Below are 16,095 nucleotides of genomic sequence, written 5' to 3'. Positions count from 1 at the left end.
GTAGATTCCGACAGGGGGCTGGATCGTGACGTCAGACAATCCAGAAGCGGCGCACCAATTGGGCGATGCGGGCAATTACAAAGGTAATCACACAGCATCCTCAAGAGCGGGCTTATTCCTCGCCAGTTCTTGAGTGAAACCCCGCATCTCGGGGCGTGCAGCCTGGTGGATGTACCGAAGCGCAACGACGTCGCGCTTAAAGTCGACATCCTCGATGGTCAGTGAGACAAATTCCTCGCTCCTTGGGATTGCCGTCTCGGGTAAGATCACAAATCCCTTCCCCAATCGCACCAACTCCAGAATCCACTCAGCCCGGTTGGAGCGATGGGTAAAGCTCATGGTGTTTTCACGATCTGTGCAGGAACCAAACAAGACTTCACGCATATCACGATCAAAACTGGCCAGCGCATCGTCACCCACCAATTCGCCCAGGTTTATGCTTTCACACTGGCTGAGTGGATGTGCAGAAGCAACAACAACACGGAAGTCTTCGCTATAGAGCGGCTCCACCTTGTAGAGTTCGGATGCAGCATCGGCCTTAGTTATTGCGATATCAAAACGACCTTCCCGAAGACCGTCTAATAGGGCGTTTTGTTTGTCGACTATGACCTCGAAATTAACTCCCGGTGCCCACGCCTGATGCCGCGTTACCGCGTCTGCTATTCTGACCAACCCGAGTCCTTCACCAACTCCCACACTGATGGGAACACCTTCGAGACGAACGTGACGTTTGGCATCTACCATCACTTTTTGAGTTTTCTGCAACACTTCCTTTAAGTACGGGTAAATGACTTCACCTAGCGGCGTCAAACGACTTCCGGCACGATCGCGTAAAAACAGCTTGCCGCCCAACTCGTCTTCCAGCTTCCGGATGGCTGTTGTGAGCGAGGGTTGAGAAACGTTTTCGGCTTGTGCTGCAAGAGTGAAGTTTCGATATTCAACAACTGCCATGAAATATCGAATTTGATGCATTTCCATGGATTCTGTACGCTCTCTCGTTGGCATAGCCAATGAAAGACTCGCACAAGAGACAGCTACATTAACAATAGTTATCAGCTATACTGCGATAGAGTATCAATATGGAACTCCGAGCCCGACATAACGAGTGACGTGATGCGGACGGGGGCTCGACAACTGGCAAGCAGCTGTGCGTGCCTGATCAAATATCCACGGACTGAGGATTAAGCTGCAATGGTGGCGCCGCCTGGAGCGTCGGATCACAGAATTGCATGAACGTCGCTATACGGCTAGGTCACAGGATTACTGGGCCGAAATCAAAGAGTGGTTGGAACGCAACGACGTGCCTGCACCTGACAAGTTGCCCGGACAACCTGGCTGCAACAGAAGTATCCCAGCAGAATTGTTGCGCGCAAAAAGGTTAGAAAATGCGCAAACTATGTTTATACACCTGAATTCTCAACACCATTACATGAACGTTTCACAATGCTTGGGTGGATGCCGAACTTGATCTCACCGCACCTGCTCGTCAGGTTTATGGGCTTATTTTTCATCAGGTCCCAGGTACGTACGTCGGGCTCATGAAGAAAAGTTGCCTCGAAAGCCAATACTGTTGGGTTTCGTCATTTCATCTTTCCAATGCGACCCACACCCTGGGCAATTGCTTCTAGAACCCACTCTATTTGCTCAGACGTTGGTTTCGAGCCATCTTCAAAAAAGACTTCAAGCTTAGACCCCCTGCCCTTTTTGATCACTACACCGTTGGATGTTTTCACCTGCCCAGGCTCTCTGACCGCGGTGATTTTCGAATCCACCTCGGTCGTATCACCATTCTCAAAGCGATACCCGTCCCGGATTTTCGTCGCCAACGCACGAAGAGAATTCATGGACGCTTTTGATACGTCTATGTTCTCTCGGATCAGGTCTTCGAACTCCGCGATGATTTGAGCTGGAGGAATGAGCGCCTGGCTGATGCCGAGGTGTTCTGCATTTTCTCGCTGATTGCGATCCTTTCTCCGCAAAGAGATTTGACCGATGGATCGTAGCTTTTCAAACGCGTTCAAATTCTTCCGAACCGTATTTTCCGAAAAGCGCTCCTCTAGGTCGGCTAACTCATTATCGCCCTCGGGCGTAGAGATCACTGCCAGGACTTTCATCTTCTTCCGATCCGGATCTTCGTTCAAAGCCTGAATGGCATAGAGACGACGTCGACCGGATTGAAGGAGAAACTTTACACCCGAGACAACCAAAGGAGCTTTGGGATCCGGGCTCCAGTCGGCATCTTGTACACGCACCCGAATTGGTTGTTGTTGGCCTCGGCTTTTGATGTTTTCGATCAAGCTCAACATGTCATCGTCGTGCTTCCAGTCATCCCCGATACGGTCGGATTTGACCTCGTCAATTATGTTCGAGGGGTCAATTTCAATGGCCATAGTTCCTTTGATTATCGCAGTAATCAAAGGTGAGTTCAGGCCCTGTGCACCGTGTCCATACATACCACGAGCACCAACCTCTGGTCCTCTTGTTGCCGTTTTTCGATCGGGCCTCACTTCGGCGTCAAACAGTGCGGCCTTGTCTGTATCAACCATTCTCTTGCTCCATTTCCTTGGCCTGCTGAGCGGCCTCTTTCCTTTGCTGACGCTCCTTCTGACGCTCCCTCATATTATCCAAAAACAGCTGCGCATAGCCGCGGCTCGGAAGTTCCGGCAGGGCTCGAGAAACCAAGTAGTCGTTCACGGCATTCGCGTTTTCAATGAAGGATTGTGCCGATTTCTTTCGAGATTTTGGCGGTTGGTATTCATACGCACTTTTGTATTGCTCTGCCATGTTAGGGATGGCGTCACTGCGCATGTAGTAGACCGGCGCGACCCATTCCGGCGCCTGCACTTTCAAGTCAATTAGATGTTGGATGTCCTGCTCATTGCTTTCCTGGACAATCGTTGCCAGGACACAATGGTCCGCATTCCCGAGTGGAAATGATGGGTCGTGATTGGTGACCACCGATGTGTAGTCTCGAATGTTTGTAACATAGCCGGTCAGCGTCGACAGGTCGAACCCCTTCATGGTTTGTGCCACACAAACGAAGTCAGCAGCAATCAAGCCGTTCATTTGAGTAAATGTCAGGCTGGGCTGCTGGTCGATGATGATAACGTCCGTGGTTTCTGTCAGCGCTTTCTGATAGGCCTCCATGTCAAAGTTGCCATCGGGATCGCGCAACTCCATTGGACGGGTTTTGGGACCCATGCCTTGGTCCCACTTTTGAATGGAATCGTAGAGCACGCGATATGCGGGGAATGATTGCCCCTCGTTCTGCCGGGCCTGGGACATGAAAAACAGAGCCATGTCTGCGTTTTGAATAGCAGGCCCGCCCGGGATGAGCCTAGTTCCTGGCCACGGAGTGTTCTGCCATATCTTATCCATTTCTTCTGGTGTGAGGTCAGTGGGCTCCTGCGCTTGTGGGTCTGCTGCACCCATGAAGTCAGCCATCCCAAGGATGTCTGGGTCCATCAGGTTAAGTTGATCATCCGCAAAGTAGAGTGAGATCGTCGCCTGCGGGTCGGAATCGATAACACCCACACGAAGCCCGTATTCCAGACAGAGGTACTGGGCCAGATGCGCAGCTGTAAGGCTCTTTGAAGTACCCCCTTTCTGACTTCCCACGGCAATGACCTTCAGCGGATCACCCGGTTCGCGCCACCACATGAACTGCTTCTTGCTGTTCGGTCGAGAAGCCATCAAGGCTCGGATGAGCATGATTTCCTGAGGGCTGAAGGTGCGCTCTCGACCGCTACGCTCACCCTCGGGGAACAACGGCTCTTGTTCGGCAGCCCGCCAGAGACTGGCTTGGTCGATAGCGAGAAATTCAGTGACCTCTTTGCGGGTAAACCGCTTAGAGACACGGGACCTCAATGTAACGTCGCGTTGAAGCTTAGTGTTCACACGAAGCATCACATCAGACAAGTCCTCAAAAAATTGCTGGAACGTAGAAACGCCTGTCATGTTACTGCCCACTCCGGCCTTTTCGCCTATGTTTATGAATTGGGCTCAGCTTATGACCCCCTCAATATCATCGCAAGCCTTTTATTTGTTTTTGCCTTGTTTTGCATTGCGCAAGATCGTTGCGCCGGCAATGATATCGGGTTCCAACTGACTTTGATTATCGCAGTAATCAAACTCGCTTGTAGCCGTGATACTTGACCATCCTGTCGATATGTCCGTCGAGTGAGCGCGTATATATTAGAGGCCACCTGGAATTCATTTCTTTCGTTAGGCTAGAAAGAAAAGCTTCGTCGGGGGAGCGCTTCCAGTAGGATTTCCAGCGCTCAAACAAGAGCTCCGATAATTCTGCGATTTGAGCGTTGCGCCATTTGTTTTTCCGAAAATACGCAGAGAGGGTATTCAGTTCCGCTTTGGTGAATTTGACGCCGATGCGTTTGAGCATTGCCTCGGCATGTTCATTAAACTGGGCCGAGGAGAGTAGGGGATTCAAGTGTTCGAACTCCCTGATGGCCGTCTGTGTGCGCACGACAAGGCAATCCGGTACGTCCTTCTTGAATGGTCCAAAGGGAGAATCTCGGTCAAAGATCTTCCAATCATCGTAGAGAGTTTTTAGTTCTTTCCCGTTGCCGGATGGCAACGCAAGTTGGTTTTTATGAGTATTGTTTTTAACTATTCCATTAGTGCGTTCGTCTGGCTGAACGCTGCATTCAGTTTTCTGAACGGCCGGCTTTTTGCAGTTCTGTTTCGACAGGGCGGACCGCCACTCTGACCAGAAGGTGATCTTGTACTTCAGTCGATAGTTGAAGCCGTTTGCTATTTTCTGAGTGATCGTTTCGACAAGCTCTAAATCTCGAAGTTCCTGAATATATCCGCTGATAGCCGCTTTGCTGCGACCCAGCCGATTGCTCAACTGTTCCAGCGACGGCCAGCAAAAACCTTCTTGATTGGCCATTCGGCATAGCTCGGAAAGGGTTCGAAACGCGGCTGGTGACATATCTATGTCGAATAGCTCATTGGGTAGAGCTACATAGCCCCGTGATGGGTCGAATGTGTTGTCAAAAGACATAATTTCTCCATTCGCAATGCGCAAAACGCTTGCGGGTATGATTCTGCTCTGATACCGTCGGAGATGTTGATGGTGTTGTTCGACGGCACCTACGAAATTGAGGGCCATGTGGTTGCCGCCACGTGGCTTCTCTTTTTTGATATTATGGCATAATGTCGCTCCTGCTCTTACGAGTAATTTTGATCTCGCATTATTTTTGCCTCAGCGCCGGTCTTCTATGGATCGTGCGCAAGTTATTGACACCCACATTGGCCCAGATCGCTTGCTCAAATCAAGCACTTTTAATTTACTGTTTCGTAAAGGACTGGCTTCCACCAGCATTTCTCAGATAACCCATTATATTTAATACGTAAAAATTGATCAGATACAGGGACTAACGGCTCTTAATGATTTCTGTCTGACCACCATATAAGTGTCTAACACAACCAAATTAACACCAAATGTAGAATCGTGTGTCACATGTATTCGAACCGAGTCGCGTTGACCGGTACAAATCAGAGTGATCGGTCTTCGTGCCATTCTTTGATGGCTCTGCACAATCTTGACATCGCAAATCCGCGATGAACGCGAACGTCGAGCATGTCAAAGCTTTCAGAAAACTTAACGTCATCCTGCCCGTCGACGATGAACTCGAATCGACCGCTCGAATAGACGTCTTCGTGACTATAGTCGACGACCCTCCAACTTCCGAGAACTTCGCCGTCTCGGGTGATCACATCGCCCTGCGCCAGCTCAGGTTGGTATACACTGTCCATCCACTCATCAACGCCAACGAAATTTATCGGGTACTTTAAATCCATGCTCGAAATTCCTCGTCTGGCGTTCTTCGACAGCGCTCAGAAAATCAGTTGTTCTGCAGCAGACCCTAGACGCCTTCGTATTGAACACTACACATACCTGAGTGGCACAGAAAGATATCAGTTTGTTCTGGTGCTGATGTCTGCCCGATGATGTTAAGCTGGATAAGGTTTGATCATGTACATCTATGGCTTCGATCACATCGTTCTCTGCGTTCACGACGTCGACGTCACCCTAGAATTCTACGAGCGCGTTCTGGGCATGACAGTGCTGGAAGAGCGCCCGGGGAAGTGGTCGCTTCATTTTGGGTCAAACAAGAGGATCTGTTGCGGTCGGGCAGGGCACGCTCCTGACGGTATCGGGCACGCAAAGCAGGACAGATTTCAAACAGGCAGGCCTGGTCACTGGCGGCAAAAGTCTGACGGGGCGTGCCGGCAGCGTCTCAATCAGCAAGAAACGCTTTCTCGGCAGCCCAGGCACGATGCGCTTGTCGATATCCAGTCCGCTCCAGATCTCCTCTGGTGAGATTTCAATCGACCTCCCCCGGGACAGGGTTGCAGCAGTGGCCGGTCAGGAAAGCGCGGGCGTGACAAGAAGCTCTCAAACTGTGCAGATTACATCTTCAGTGCGGCCGATAGATATTGGCCTGACCTATCAGCTTGCTTCAGAAGCGCCCGGACCGGAAATTCTGTTTAACGCGGGATATCGCGCACAAGGCGGTGACCCCAATCCCTACATTGGATTTGCCCTCAGTCACAGGTTTTGAGCCGCACGGGCAGATGTTTCGGCCACTTCATCTGCCGAGAGAGCTGCGCAGTGCATAGCGCACCAGATGCACGATGCAGGTCTGAACCAGGGCCTCAGGGACGGCGGAGAACAGCAGCCGGTACATGCATTGGGCCGCTGAGATTTCTGCGTCATTTTCAGGATAAAGTGAAGGCGGTGCACCGATTACAGGTCTGTGGCGTAATTCCAGGGCATCAGGCTGCTGATGTTGGACTGTTTATGCCCGTTTGCGATAGCGGTCAGTGTTTGGGTGAGCCAGGCACGGCCATTGGTTAGAACGTAATGCAGGGCGGAACGTCGAACTGATGTGGTTGACTGGGCAACTCGCCCTGACCAGAAGACCATTGCAGACTTCTGGTGCGATAATGGTGCTTGTGGCGACTGTTTGCTCAGGCCGTATTGACAAAGTAACAGTCTGACAGGTGCAGACCCCACCATAGCCTTTTCCTATTCAAATATAGAATCATGGTATTTTCCAATTCAGCGATCTGGATCCAGTGCTGGATGCGGGACGAATTGGCTGGACGTATTCGCGGTCAATCAGACAGCAAAAGTCAAAAGCAACAAAGCTTTGGAACGTTAGCCAGTACAATAACAACAGGTTTTCACTCATCACTCACATGTACAGCATGCAAATGAGATCATCTCAATTGCTCACAGCTTGAATTGGATAAAGGAATGACCGTAATGAACAATGCACCCGTTCTGGCACTTGCATTGCCTCATCAGTTTTCAGCAGAAGATCAATCTGTGAGCTTTGTATTACCGGCCAATGCATTCACGGATGTTGATGGCGATGCGCTGACCTTAAGCGCGACGCTTGCGGATGGTGCGGCCCTGCCTGGCTGGTTGGAGTTTGATGCGGTTGCGGGAGTTTCTCGGGCACACCGCCCCAGGACTTCAATGGAACAGTCAACGTGATGGTGACGGCCAGCGACGGGTCTCTTTCGGCCAGCGACACCTTTGTGCTTGATGTTACCCCGGTCAATGATGCACCTGTCGCGGCTGATGATACTGTTGATCCGAGTGAGTTCCTGGTCAATGACTTCACCGATGGCTCTCAAAGCGACCCGAGTGTTACCGCTCTCGCCAATGGCCATTTTGTCGTCACCTGGCAGTCTGATGATGGACAGCCGGGCGATACGTCTGAAACTGCCATCAAGGCCCGTATTCTCAATGAGAATGGTGTCGAGATTGTCAGTGAATTTCTGGTGAATGAGTCTACTAATGGTAGTCAATTGACCCCCAGCGTTACCGAGCTCGCCAATGGCCATTTCGTCGTCACATGGCCGTCCAATGATCAGGAGCAAGGGCATCCGTCTGGTTTTGACATCAAGGCCCGTATTTTTGATACGGATGGTAATGAGATTGTCAGTCAGTTCCCGGTCAATGAAGTTACCCATGACATGCAAGGCTGGCCGAGCGTGACAGCCCTTGCCAATGGCCATTTCGTCGTCACCTGGCATTCTCTTGACGGGCAGCAAGGGGATACGTCCAGTTCTGCCATCAAGGCCCGCATTTTCGATGCAAATGGCGATGAGATTGTCAGTGAATTCCTGGTCAATGAATACACCAATGACGCGCAACTATACTCGAGCGTTACAGCGCTCGCCAATGGCCATTTTGTCGTCACCTGGCATTCTTGGGACCAACAGCACGGGGATACGTCTTGGTCTGCCGTCAAGGCTCGTATTTTCAATGAGAATGGCGATGAGATTGTCAGTGAGTTCCTGGTCAATGAATTCACCGATAGCTGGCAAGTATACCCGAGTATTACAGCGCTCACCAATGGCCATTTTGTTGTCACCTGGATGTCTGAGGACGGGCAGCAAGGGGATACGTCCGGTACTGCCATCAAGGCCCGCATTTTCAATGAGAATGGCGATGAGGTTGTCAGTGAATTCCTGGTCAATGAATTCACCAATGGCTGGCAACAGAACCCGAGTGTGACAGCCCTCGCCAATGGGGGTTTTGTTGTCACCTGGGAGTCTCATGACGGACAGCAGGGCGATGGGGACCTCGCCATCAAGGCCCGCGTTTTTGATGCGAACGGTGTTGCTCAAAGTCACAAGATTATCACAGAAGATGTTGTCACCCTGATTGAGACCGCCACGCTTCTGGCCAATGACAGCGATGTGGATGGCGATGCGCTGACGGTGATGGATGTGTCTCCGACGAGTGCACATGGCGCGGCCCTGACGCTGAACACAGACGACGGGACGATCAGCTATGATCCAACCGGCGCAGACGCTGTTCAGGCCCTGGCAGAGGGTCAGACCCTGACGGATACATTCACCTATACGGTCGAGGACGGTAATGGCGGGGAGAGCACCGCAAGTGTTTCCGTGGTTGTTCATGGAGCCAACGATGCGCCTGTTGTGGCGATTGTATTGCCTGATCAGTCTTCCGTGGAAGATGAGACCGTGAGCTTTGTTTTGCCGGCGAATGCGTTCACGGATGTGGATAGCGATGCGCTGACCTTGAGTGCGACACTTACGGATGGTTGGCCGCTGCCGGACTGGCTGGTGTTTGATGCGGCTTCCGGGAGCTTCTCAGGCACACCGCCGCAGGATTTCAATGGCATGGTCAATGTACTGGTGACGGCCAGTGACGGGTCTCTTTCAGCAAGCGATGCCTTTGCGCTTGAGATTACCCCTGTCAACGATGCACCTGTCGCAGTTAACGATGTTGTGCAAAGTCCCACTCCGATCACCGAAGATGTTGTGACCTCAATTGATACCGCCACGCTTCTCACCAATGACAGCGATGTCGACGGGGACGCACTCACGGTGACAGCGGTTTCTGCCACAAGTGCGCATGGTGCAGCCCTGACGCTGAACACTGATGGGACCATCAGCTACGATCCCACCGGGGCAGCTGATGTTCAGGCCCTGGCAGAGGGCCAGACACTTATCGACACATTTTCCTATGCGACCGATGACGGCAATGGCGGTGTGGGCGTCGCAACCGTTTCGATCATTGTGCACGGAACCAATGATGCCCCTGTTGTGGCACTTGCATTGTCCAATCAGACTTCCGCGGAAGATGAAGCCGTGAGCTTTGTGCTGCCGGCGAACGCATTCACGGATGTGGATAGCGATGCGCTGACCCTGAGTGCGACACTTACGGATGGTTCGCCGCTGCCGGACTGGCTGGTGTTTGATGCGGCTTCCGGCAGCTTCTCAGGCACACCGCCCCAGGACTTCAATGGCACATTGAGTGTCACGGTAACGGCCAGCGATGGGTCCCTGTCAGCCAGCGACACCTTCGCGCTTGAGATCACACCTGTCAATGATGCACCTGTCGCGGTTGATGATGCTGCGCAGAGTTCGACGCCAATCACAGAGGATGCTGTGACCCTGATTGATACCGCCATGCTTCTGGCCAATGACAGCGATGCCGAGGGAGATGCGCTCACGATGTCAGCTGTTGATGCCACGAGTGCACATGGCGCAGCCCTGACGCTGAACACCGATGGGACCATCAGCTACGATCCAACCGGTGCAGACGCTGTTCAGGCCCTGGCAGTGGGTCAGACCCTGGCGGACACCTTCACCTATACCGTCGAGGACGGCAACGGCGGTGAAAGCACCGCAAGTGTTTCAATCATTGTGCACGGAACCAACGATGCTCCTGTCGCGGTTGATGATGTTGCGCAGAGCCCCACTCCTGTCAGAGAAAATGTTGTCACTTCGATTGATACCGCCACCCTCCTGGCCAATGACAGCGATGTCGATGGGGACGCGTTGATGGTGTCAGAGGTTTCGACCATGAGCACACAGGGGGCCATCCTGACGCTGAACGCCAACGGGACCATTAGCTATGATCCAAGAAACGCAGCTACTGTTCGGGCCCTGGAGAGGGACCAGACCCTGACGGATAGCTTCACCTATACGGTCAGTGACGGCAATGGCGGGGTGAGCACCGCAACAGTCTCCCTTGAGGTCATTGGAGCCAACGATGCGCCTGATTTGGGAGTTCCATTGGTCAACAAGTTTTCAACAGAAGATGAGGCTGTGAGCTTTGCGCTGCCAGAGGATGCATTTGAGGATCCAAATGGCGATGCGCTGACCTTGAGTGCGACGCTTGCGGATGGTTCGGCGCTGCCGGACTGGTTGATGTTTGATGCGGTTGCGGAGAGTTTCTCAGGCACACCGCCGCAGGACTTCAACGGCACATTGAACATCATGGTGACGGCGAGCGATGGCTCACTTGCAACAAGCGAGACCTTCGCGCTTGAGATCACACCGGTCAATGATGCCCCGGAAGATCTCACCCTGACAGGTTCAGAGGTCCAGGAACAAGACGCCGGTGCCGTGATTGGCATGCTCTCGGTCAGCGATCCGGATGTCGGCGACACGATCACATATACTGTCGATGATGATCGCTTCGAAGTTCTGGGCGGCAACTTGAAACTGAAGGACGGTGAAAGCCTGGATTATGAGAGCGAAACTCAGGTTGTCCTCACGGTCACAGCCACGGATGCAGGTGATCTTGCGGTCAGTAAGACCTTCACGCTTGATGTCGGGGACGTTTACGATCCGGTCGTCAATGTGAGTGTCGTGCGTGGAGCAACATCGACCGTTGCAACGTTATCGGGCACCATGGATTACTACACGATGTCAACCGACAACGGTCTTATTGAACTGAATGCTCTCGGAGGAGGTGCAACGGTAGGCGGTGCTGACACGTTCCGCTTTGAAGATGATGGTGGCGAGTTTACCATCAGACTGCAAGCGGAACAGCGGGTCAGCGATGATCTGGGTACGGACACTATAAGCGCCTTCGTCCGTTCTACAGCTCTTGCCAATGGTGGCTATGTGGCCACTTGGACAAGTAGTCAGGCAGATGCTGCTGGCTTTGAGGTCCATGGCCGTGTGTTTTCTGCAAGTGGTACGCCTGTTGGCGATGAACTGGTGATTAATACGACGTCCTCCGGAGACCAGCAACTGTCTTCTGCAGCCGGTCTGAACGATGGCAGTTTCGTGGTGGTGTGGCAGTCGGGCGATCAGGATGGCTCAGGCCAGGGCATTTACGGCCAGCGCTTTGATGCAAGTGGTGGACGCATCGGAGATGAGTTTCAACTCAACACCGAAACTGTCGGACATCAGAGCGTGCCTGACATTGCTGCTCTGAACGACGGGGGTTTTGTTGCCGTGTGGTATTCGGAGGGTCAGGATGGTGATCAGGGCGGCATCTTTGCGCAGCGCTTCAGCCAGGACGGCACACCATCGGGATCCGAGTTCCAGGTGAACACGCATACTGCAGGGGGACAGGACTGGCCGACTGTCACCGTGCTGACGGATGGGAGTTTTGTTGTCAGCTGGCAGTCTGAACTGCAGGATGGAGACCTGTTTGGTATCTATGGTCAGCGTTTCAACGCTGATGGAACCCCCCTTGGCGCGGAGTTCCTTATCAACACGCACACGGCAAACCATCAAGTCGAGCCTTCAATCACGGCGCTGGAAGACGGGGGCTTTGTCGTCACCTGGCAATCCGCTGATCAGGACGGCGCATTCTGGGGTGTCTATGGCCAAAAATACAATGCCGATGGCGCGGCAGAAGGTGGCGAATTCCAGATCAATACCGCCACGGAGTATAATCAATACTACGTTTCGGTATCCGGATTGCAAGGCGGTGGGTTTGTGGCAACTTGGACGTCTTATGGTCAGGATGGATCTGGTGCCAGTATTCATGGTCAGAGATACGCCGCTGACGGCTCAACAGTCGGCGGCGAGTTCCAGGTGAACACGCAGTGGGTCTATCACCACCAGATGTATTCCGATGTCGTAGGCTTGGAGAATGGCGGGTTTGCGGTCCAGTGGCATTCGTATGGCCAGATTAATACGCCTGACGGTTACGAGATCTATTCTCAGCGCTTTGATGCGGATGGCAACAAGGTTATCACGACGATCTTTGACGGCGGTGAGGGGGACGATACGCTGAATCTATCTGCAAGCAACAGCAACGAGACCCTTCTCGGCAGGACGGGGACGATAGCCTCACGGGTGGCAGTGGTGAAGATGCGCTCTTTGGCCATGAGGGCATGGACACTCTCGCTGGCGGTGCTGGTAATGACCGTCTGACCGGGGGGACGGGAGACGACATCTTCGTCTTTGATCCCGGTTTCGGCAAGGATGTTGTAACCGATTTTGCGGCTGGCGCTGCGACGGAGGATATCATCGAGTTCAGGGGTGTCACCAATCTGGCCTCCTATGCGGACGTCCTGAACAGTGCGGCGGATGACGGTACCGATACAACCATCACGCTGGATACGGACAACAGCATTGTCCTGAAGAATGTCGTCCTGTCGGATCTGTCCTCCGACGACTTCCGGTTTTACGCGTAACGACCACGACGCATGATGTCGCAAGCGCGTTCCCAGGACGGGTGTGTTGCGGAGTGCCTTCAGGCCCTCCGTTCCACGCTGCTAGGCATTGGCCTGCTCAGCCTGCCGATCAATCTCCTGATGCTCACCGGGCCCCTCTTCATGCTGCAGGTGTATGACCGGGTGCTGGCGAGCGGTTCGGTGCCGACACTGATGGTGCTGGCTGGTTTGGCGGGCGGCATGTACATGTTCTATGGCCTCCTCGAGGGCATCCGCTCGCGCGTGCTGTTGCGCGTCGGTCAGCATCTCGATGCACAGCTGTCTGCAACAAGCTATGAATGCTCGATCGCGCTGCCGGTTCTGATGGGCCGCAAGGCGGAAACACTTGATCCGGTGCGCGATCTGGAAACCGTGCGGCAATTCCTCGTTGGACCCGGGCCAACAGCGATCTTCGATCTTCCCTGGATGCCGGTTTATTTGACCATCATCTATGTCTTTCACCCGACCCTCGGACTGGTTGCCATTGGGGGGGCGGTCTTCATTTGTATCCTGATCGGCCTGAACGAGATCGCATCCCGGAAACCGTCGGCAGACGCCAACCGACATGCCGTTCAACGCGCGGCCATTGTTGAACAGGGGAGGCGGAATGCCGAGGCCGTCCGGGCCATGGGCATGACCGCAACGCTGAAAGAGCAGTGGGAGGCGATCAATGGCACGTTTCTCACCAAACAGCGGCATGCCGCAGACATGGCGAACCTCTTTGGCACACTCACCAAATCCTTCCGCTTCATGCTGCAATCCGCCATGCTGGGCGTGGGTGCCTGGCTGGCCATTGGTCAGCAGATCACGCCTGGCATGATGATCGCGGCGTCCATTATAACGTCGCGGGCGCTGTCTCCTGTTGAGATGGCGGTCAGCCAGTGGCGCGGATTTGTGGCGGCCAGACAGGGGCTCAAGCGCCTGCGGGATGTCGTGGAAGGCCGCCCGGACGAGCCTGAGCGCATGGAACTGCCATTGCCGTCCAAAACCCTGACCCTGGACAATGTCGTTTCGGGTCCGGTCGGTCATCCGGTGCTTCAGAATGTCGGATTTGCGCTGGAGGCAGGGGACGGGCTCGGTGTGATTGGTCCCTCGGGGGCCGGTAAATCGTCGCTGGCACGGACCCTGGTTGGTGTCTATCCGGTGCTGCGCGGGTCACTCCGGCTGGATGGTGCGGATCTCTTCCAGTGGGCACCGGATCGGCAAGGTGCGTTCATTGGTTATCTGCCACAGGATATCCAGCTCTTTGCCGGAACCGTGGCCCAGAACATATCCCGCTTCCAGACCGATGCCGGTCCGGACGATATCCTCCGGGCGGCAGAGCTTGCCGATGCGCAGGCGCTGATCACGTCACTGCCGAATGGCTATGACACCGAGATTGGGCCGGGTGGCATCACCTTGTCCGGCGGGCAGATGCAGCGCGTCGCCCTGGCGCGCGCGCTTTATGGGACCCCGTTCCTGGTCGTCCTGGACGAGCCCAATTCCAATCTCGATTCCGAGGGCGAGACTGCGCTCACCAAAGCCATTGGCGCCTTGCGGGAGGCCGGATCGATTGTCATCGTCATTGCCCACAGGCCAAGCGCCCTGGCAGGCGTGGATACTGTCCTGTTCATGAAGGAGGGACGCGCCCAGGCCTTCGGGCCCAAGGAAGACATCCTGCAACAGGTTCTTGCTCAAAACCCCAAACCGGTGCGGGCCGTGTAGCGGCGGTATGAGCGAAACGGTCCAAACACTGCGTCGCAGCATCAGGCGGCATCTGTGGGGCGCGGGCCTGTTCTTCTGCGCGCTTCTGGCGTTCCTCATCGGCTGGTTTGCCTGGATGCAGATCTCCGGGGCGGTCATCGCGCCCGGTGCCATTGTGGTCGAATCCAATGTCAAAACCCTCAGACACAAGGAAGGGGGCATTGTCGCAGACATCTTTGTGCGAAATGGCGATGTGGTTCAGGCCGGCGACCTCCTTCTGCGTCTCGACGATGCGGTCACCCGTGCAAATCTTGCGGTTGTCAGTTAGCAGCTGGACGAACTGGTCGCGACGGAAGCCCGCCTGATTGCCGAACGGGACAACGCGGCAGACATTGTCTTTCCGGAGAGTATCACCCGTCGTGCCTCTGATGCAGAGATCTCCCGTATTCTGACAGGGCAGCGCCAGCTGAGGGCTGCACGACTGGCAGGATTGGTGGGGCGGACCGATCAACTCCATGAGCAAATCAATCAACTCGACAGCCAGATCGACAATCTCGAGGTGCAGGCGGAGGCCAAGGCAGAAGAGATCGGCTTGATCGATCTGGAACTTGTCGGGCTCGAACAATTGCTGGAAAACAATTACGTCGCCACAAACCGGGTTCTGGCGGTGCGCAGGGACAAGACCCGCCTGCGCAGCGAGCACGGGGCATTGCTGGCCGAAGCGGCCCGCACCGAGTTGGAGATCAGCGAAAGGCGGATCCAGATCCTGCAATTACAGGAAGACTATCGGGCCGAGACGCTCCAGCGCCTTCAGGAAACGCGCAGTGAGATTGCGCGCCTTGCAGAGCAGAAAGCGGCCTCTGCCGACCAGCTCTCGCGCATGGATATCCGGGCCCCAAGCTCAGGCTTTGTCCATCAACTCAACGTGCACACGAGAGGCAGCTTCATCAGCCCGGCAGAGCCCATCCTGTTGATCGTGCCGAACGAAGATGCGCTTATCATCGAAACGCAGGTCGCCCCGACAGATGTCGATCAGATATTTGCGGGTCAGCAGGCGACCATTCGCCTGTCTGGTTTAAACCAGCGCACGACACCGGAATTGAAAGGTCAGGTCATTACGATTTCCGCGGAAACGAGCCTCGATGAGGCAACCGGACTGCGCTTCTTCACCGTGCGGCTCCGGTTTCTGGAGGGAGAGCGGGAAAAGATAGGCGGCAACATCCTGATGCCGGGCATGCCGGTCGACGCGCTGATCCAGACCGGCGATCGCACCATCCTGTCCTATCTGATCAAACCAATCCGGGATCAGATCGCCCATGCCATGCGCGAAGAGTAGACCCCAGGCAGATGGTTCTTCGTAAGCGGAGCGGAGCTCACCCAAACGCTGACCGCCATCGCAAACGGGCGTAAACAGTCCAACATCCTTAACCTGATGCCC

11 protein-coding genes and 4 pseudogenes are annotated in these 16,095 nt (G+C 54.3%); 9 read left to right on the top strand and 6 right to left on the bottom strand.

The genetic code is table 11. From position 1 onward, the window contains the following. Window positions 1–87 precede the first annotated feature (87 nt). The 5 genes from ACR3ES_RS25465 to ACR3ES_RS25445 form a co-directional block, all read right to left on the bottom strand. The gene (locus ACR3ES_RS25465) at window positions 88–978 is read right to left on the bottom strand and encodes a LysR family transcriptional regulator (RefSeq protein ID WP_480425839.1); all 891 of its coding nucleotides are present in this window, start codon (window positions 976–978) and stop codon (window positions 88–90) included. 602 nt (window positions 979–1,580) lie between these two features. Then, window positions 1,581–2,546: a ParB/RepB/Spo0J family partition protein gene (locus ACR3ES_RS25460; RefSeq protein ID WP_480426045.1), complete on the bottom strand. Its 966-nt coding sequence runs from the start codon at window positions 2,544–2,546 to the stop codon at window positions 1,581–1,583. Continuing rightward, complete coding sequence (locus ACR3ES_RS25455) at window positions 2,539–3,957, bottom strand: ParA family protein (protein WP_480426047.1); 1,419 nt, start codon at window positions 3,955–3,957, stop codon at window positions 2,539–2,541. Before ACR3ES_RS25455 ends, ACR3ES_RS25460 begins: the two co-directional genes overlap by 8 nt. A gap of 169 nt (window positions 3,958–4,126) precedes the next feature. Continuing rightward, window positions 4,127–5,023, bottom strand: a complete 897-nt coding sequence (locus ACR3ES_RS25450; protein WP_480426048.1) for a helix-turn-helix domain-containing protein — start codon at window positions 5,021–5,023, stop codon at window positions 4,127–4,129. Between the two features lie 494 nt (window positions 5,024–5,517). Then, window positions 5,518–5,823: a hypothetical protein gene (locus ACR3ES_RS25445; protein ID WP_480426050.1), complete on the bottom strand. Its 306-nt coding sequence runs from the start codon at window positions 5,821–5,823 to the stop codon at window positions 5,518–5,520. 175 nt (window positions 5,824–5,998) lie between these two features. On the opposite strand from ACR3ES_RS25445, the pseudogene ACR3ES_RS25440 reads away from it, so the two are divergent. Further along, window positions 5,999–6,076: pseudogene (locus ACR3ES_RS25440) on the top strand (hypothetical protein); the annotation flags it as partial. Between the two features lie 49 nt (window positions 6,077–6,125). Next, on the top strand, window positions 6,126–6,587 hold the full coding sequence (locus ACR3ES_RS25435) for a hypothetical protein (RefSeq protein ID WP_480426134.1): 462 nt from the start codon (window positions 6,126–6,128) through the stop codon (window positions 6,585–6,587). Between the two features lie 185 nt (window positions 6,588–6,772). Here ACR3ES_RS25435 and ACR3ES_RS25430 read toward each other — a convergent pair. Further along, window positions 6,773–6,871: pseudogene (locus tag ACR3ES_RS25430) on the bottom strand (transposase domain-containing protein); the annotation flags it as partial. A 414-nt stretch (window positions 6,872–7,285) separates the two neighbouring features. On the opposite strand from ACR3ES_RS25430, the gene ACR3ES_RS25425 reads away from it, so the two are divergent. The 7 genes and pseudogenes from ACR3ES_RS25425 to ACR3ES_RS25395 all read left to right on the top strand — a co-directional run bounded on the left by ACR3ES_RS25425 (window position 7,286) and on the right by ACR3ES_RS25395 (window position 15,993). Further along, complete coding sequence (locus ACR3ES_RS25425; protein WP_480424824.1) at window positions 7,286–7,528, top strand: putative Ig domain-containing protein; 243 nt, start codon at window positions 7,286–7,288, stop codon at window positions 7,526–7,528. Then, window positions 7,528–10,863, top strand: a pseudogene (locus tag ACR3ES_RS25420) (tandem-95 repeat protein); the annotation flags it as partial. The gene ACR3ES_RS25425 and the pseudogene ACR3ES_RS25420, both read left to right, overlap by 1 nt. A gap of 1,694 nt (window positions 10,864–12,557) precedes the next feature. Then, window positions 12,558–12,632 (top strand): annotated as a pseudogene (locus tag ACR3ES_RS25415) (hypothetical protein); the annotation flags it as partial. Window positions 12,633–12,653: 21 nt separating this feature from the next. Further along, window positions 12,654–12,956: a hypothetical protein gene (locus ACR3ES_RS25410; RefSeq protein ID WP_480426328.1), complete on the top strand. Its 303-nt coding sequence runs from the start codon at window positions 12,654–12,656 to the stop codon at window positions 12,954–12,956. A gap of 12 nt (window positions 12,957–12,968) precedes the next feature. Beyond that, a complete protein-coding gene (locus ACR3ES_RS25405; RefSeq protein ID WP_480426054.1) occupies window positions 12,969–14,678 on the top strand; it encodes a type I secretion system permease/ATPase in 1,710 nt (569 codons plus the stop codon). Window positions 14,679–14,685: 7 nt separating this feature from the next. Then, a complete protein-coding gene (locus ACR3ES_RS25400) occupies window positions 14,686–14,985 on the top strand; it encodes a hypothetical protein (RefSeq protein ID WP_480426056.1) in 300 nt (99 codons plus the stop codon). Window positions 14,986–14,988: 3 nt separating this feature from the next. After that, window positions 14,989–15,993, top strand: coding sequence for an HlyD family type I secretion periplasmic adaptor subunit (locus ACR3ES_RS25395; RefSeq protein ID WP_480426356.1), 1,005 nt, complete (start codon window positions 14,989–14,991; stop codon window positions 15,991–15,993). Window positions 15,994–16,095 lie beyond the last annotated feature (102 nt).

The sequence above is a fragment of the Ruegeria sp. B1 genome (genome assembly GCF_056535885.1).
Note: the sequence above shows the minus strand (reverse complement) of the source record. Positions and strands in the feature narration are given on the sequence as shown.

Coding starts and splice junctions, on each gene's coding strand:
- ACR3ES_RS25465 (WP_480425839.1), bottom strand. CDS start 978: ATGGAAATGCATCAAATTCGATATTTCATGGCAGTTGTTGAATATCGA.
- ACR3ES_RS25460 (WP_480426045.1), bottom strand. CDS start 2,546: ATGGTTGATACAGACAAGGCCGCACTGTTTGACGCCGAAGTGAGGCCC.
- ACR3ES_RS25455 (WP_480426047.1), bottom strand. CDS start 3,957: ATGACAGGCGTTTCTACGTTCCAGCAATTTTTTGAGGACTTGTCTGAT.
- ACR3ES_RS25450 (WP_480426048.1), bottom strand. CDS start 5,023: ATGTCTTTTGACAACACATTCGACCCATCACGGGGCTATGTAGCTCTA.
- ACR3ES_RS25445 (WP_480426050.1), bottom strand. CDS start 5,823: ATGGATTTAAAGTACCCGATAAATTTCGTTGGCGTTGATGAGTGGATG.
- ACR3ES_RS25425 (WP_480424824.1), top strand. CDS start 7,286: ATGACCGTAATGAACAATGCACCCGTTCTGGCACTTGCATTGCCTCAT.
- ACR3ES_RS25410 (WP_480426328.1), top strand. CDS start 12,654: ATGGACACTCTCGCTGGCGGTGCTGGTAATGACCGTCTGACCGGGGGG.
- ACR3ES_RS25405 (WP_480426054.1), top strand. CDS start 12,969: ATGATGTCGCAAGCGCGTTCCCAGGACGGGTGTGTTGCGGAGTGCCTT.
- ACR3ES_RS25400 (WP_480426056.1), top strand. CDS start 14,686: ATGAGCGAAACGGTCCAAACACTGCGTCGCAGCATCAGGCGGCATCTG.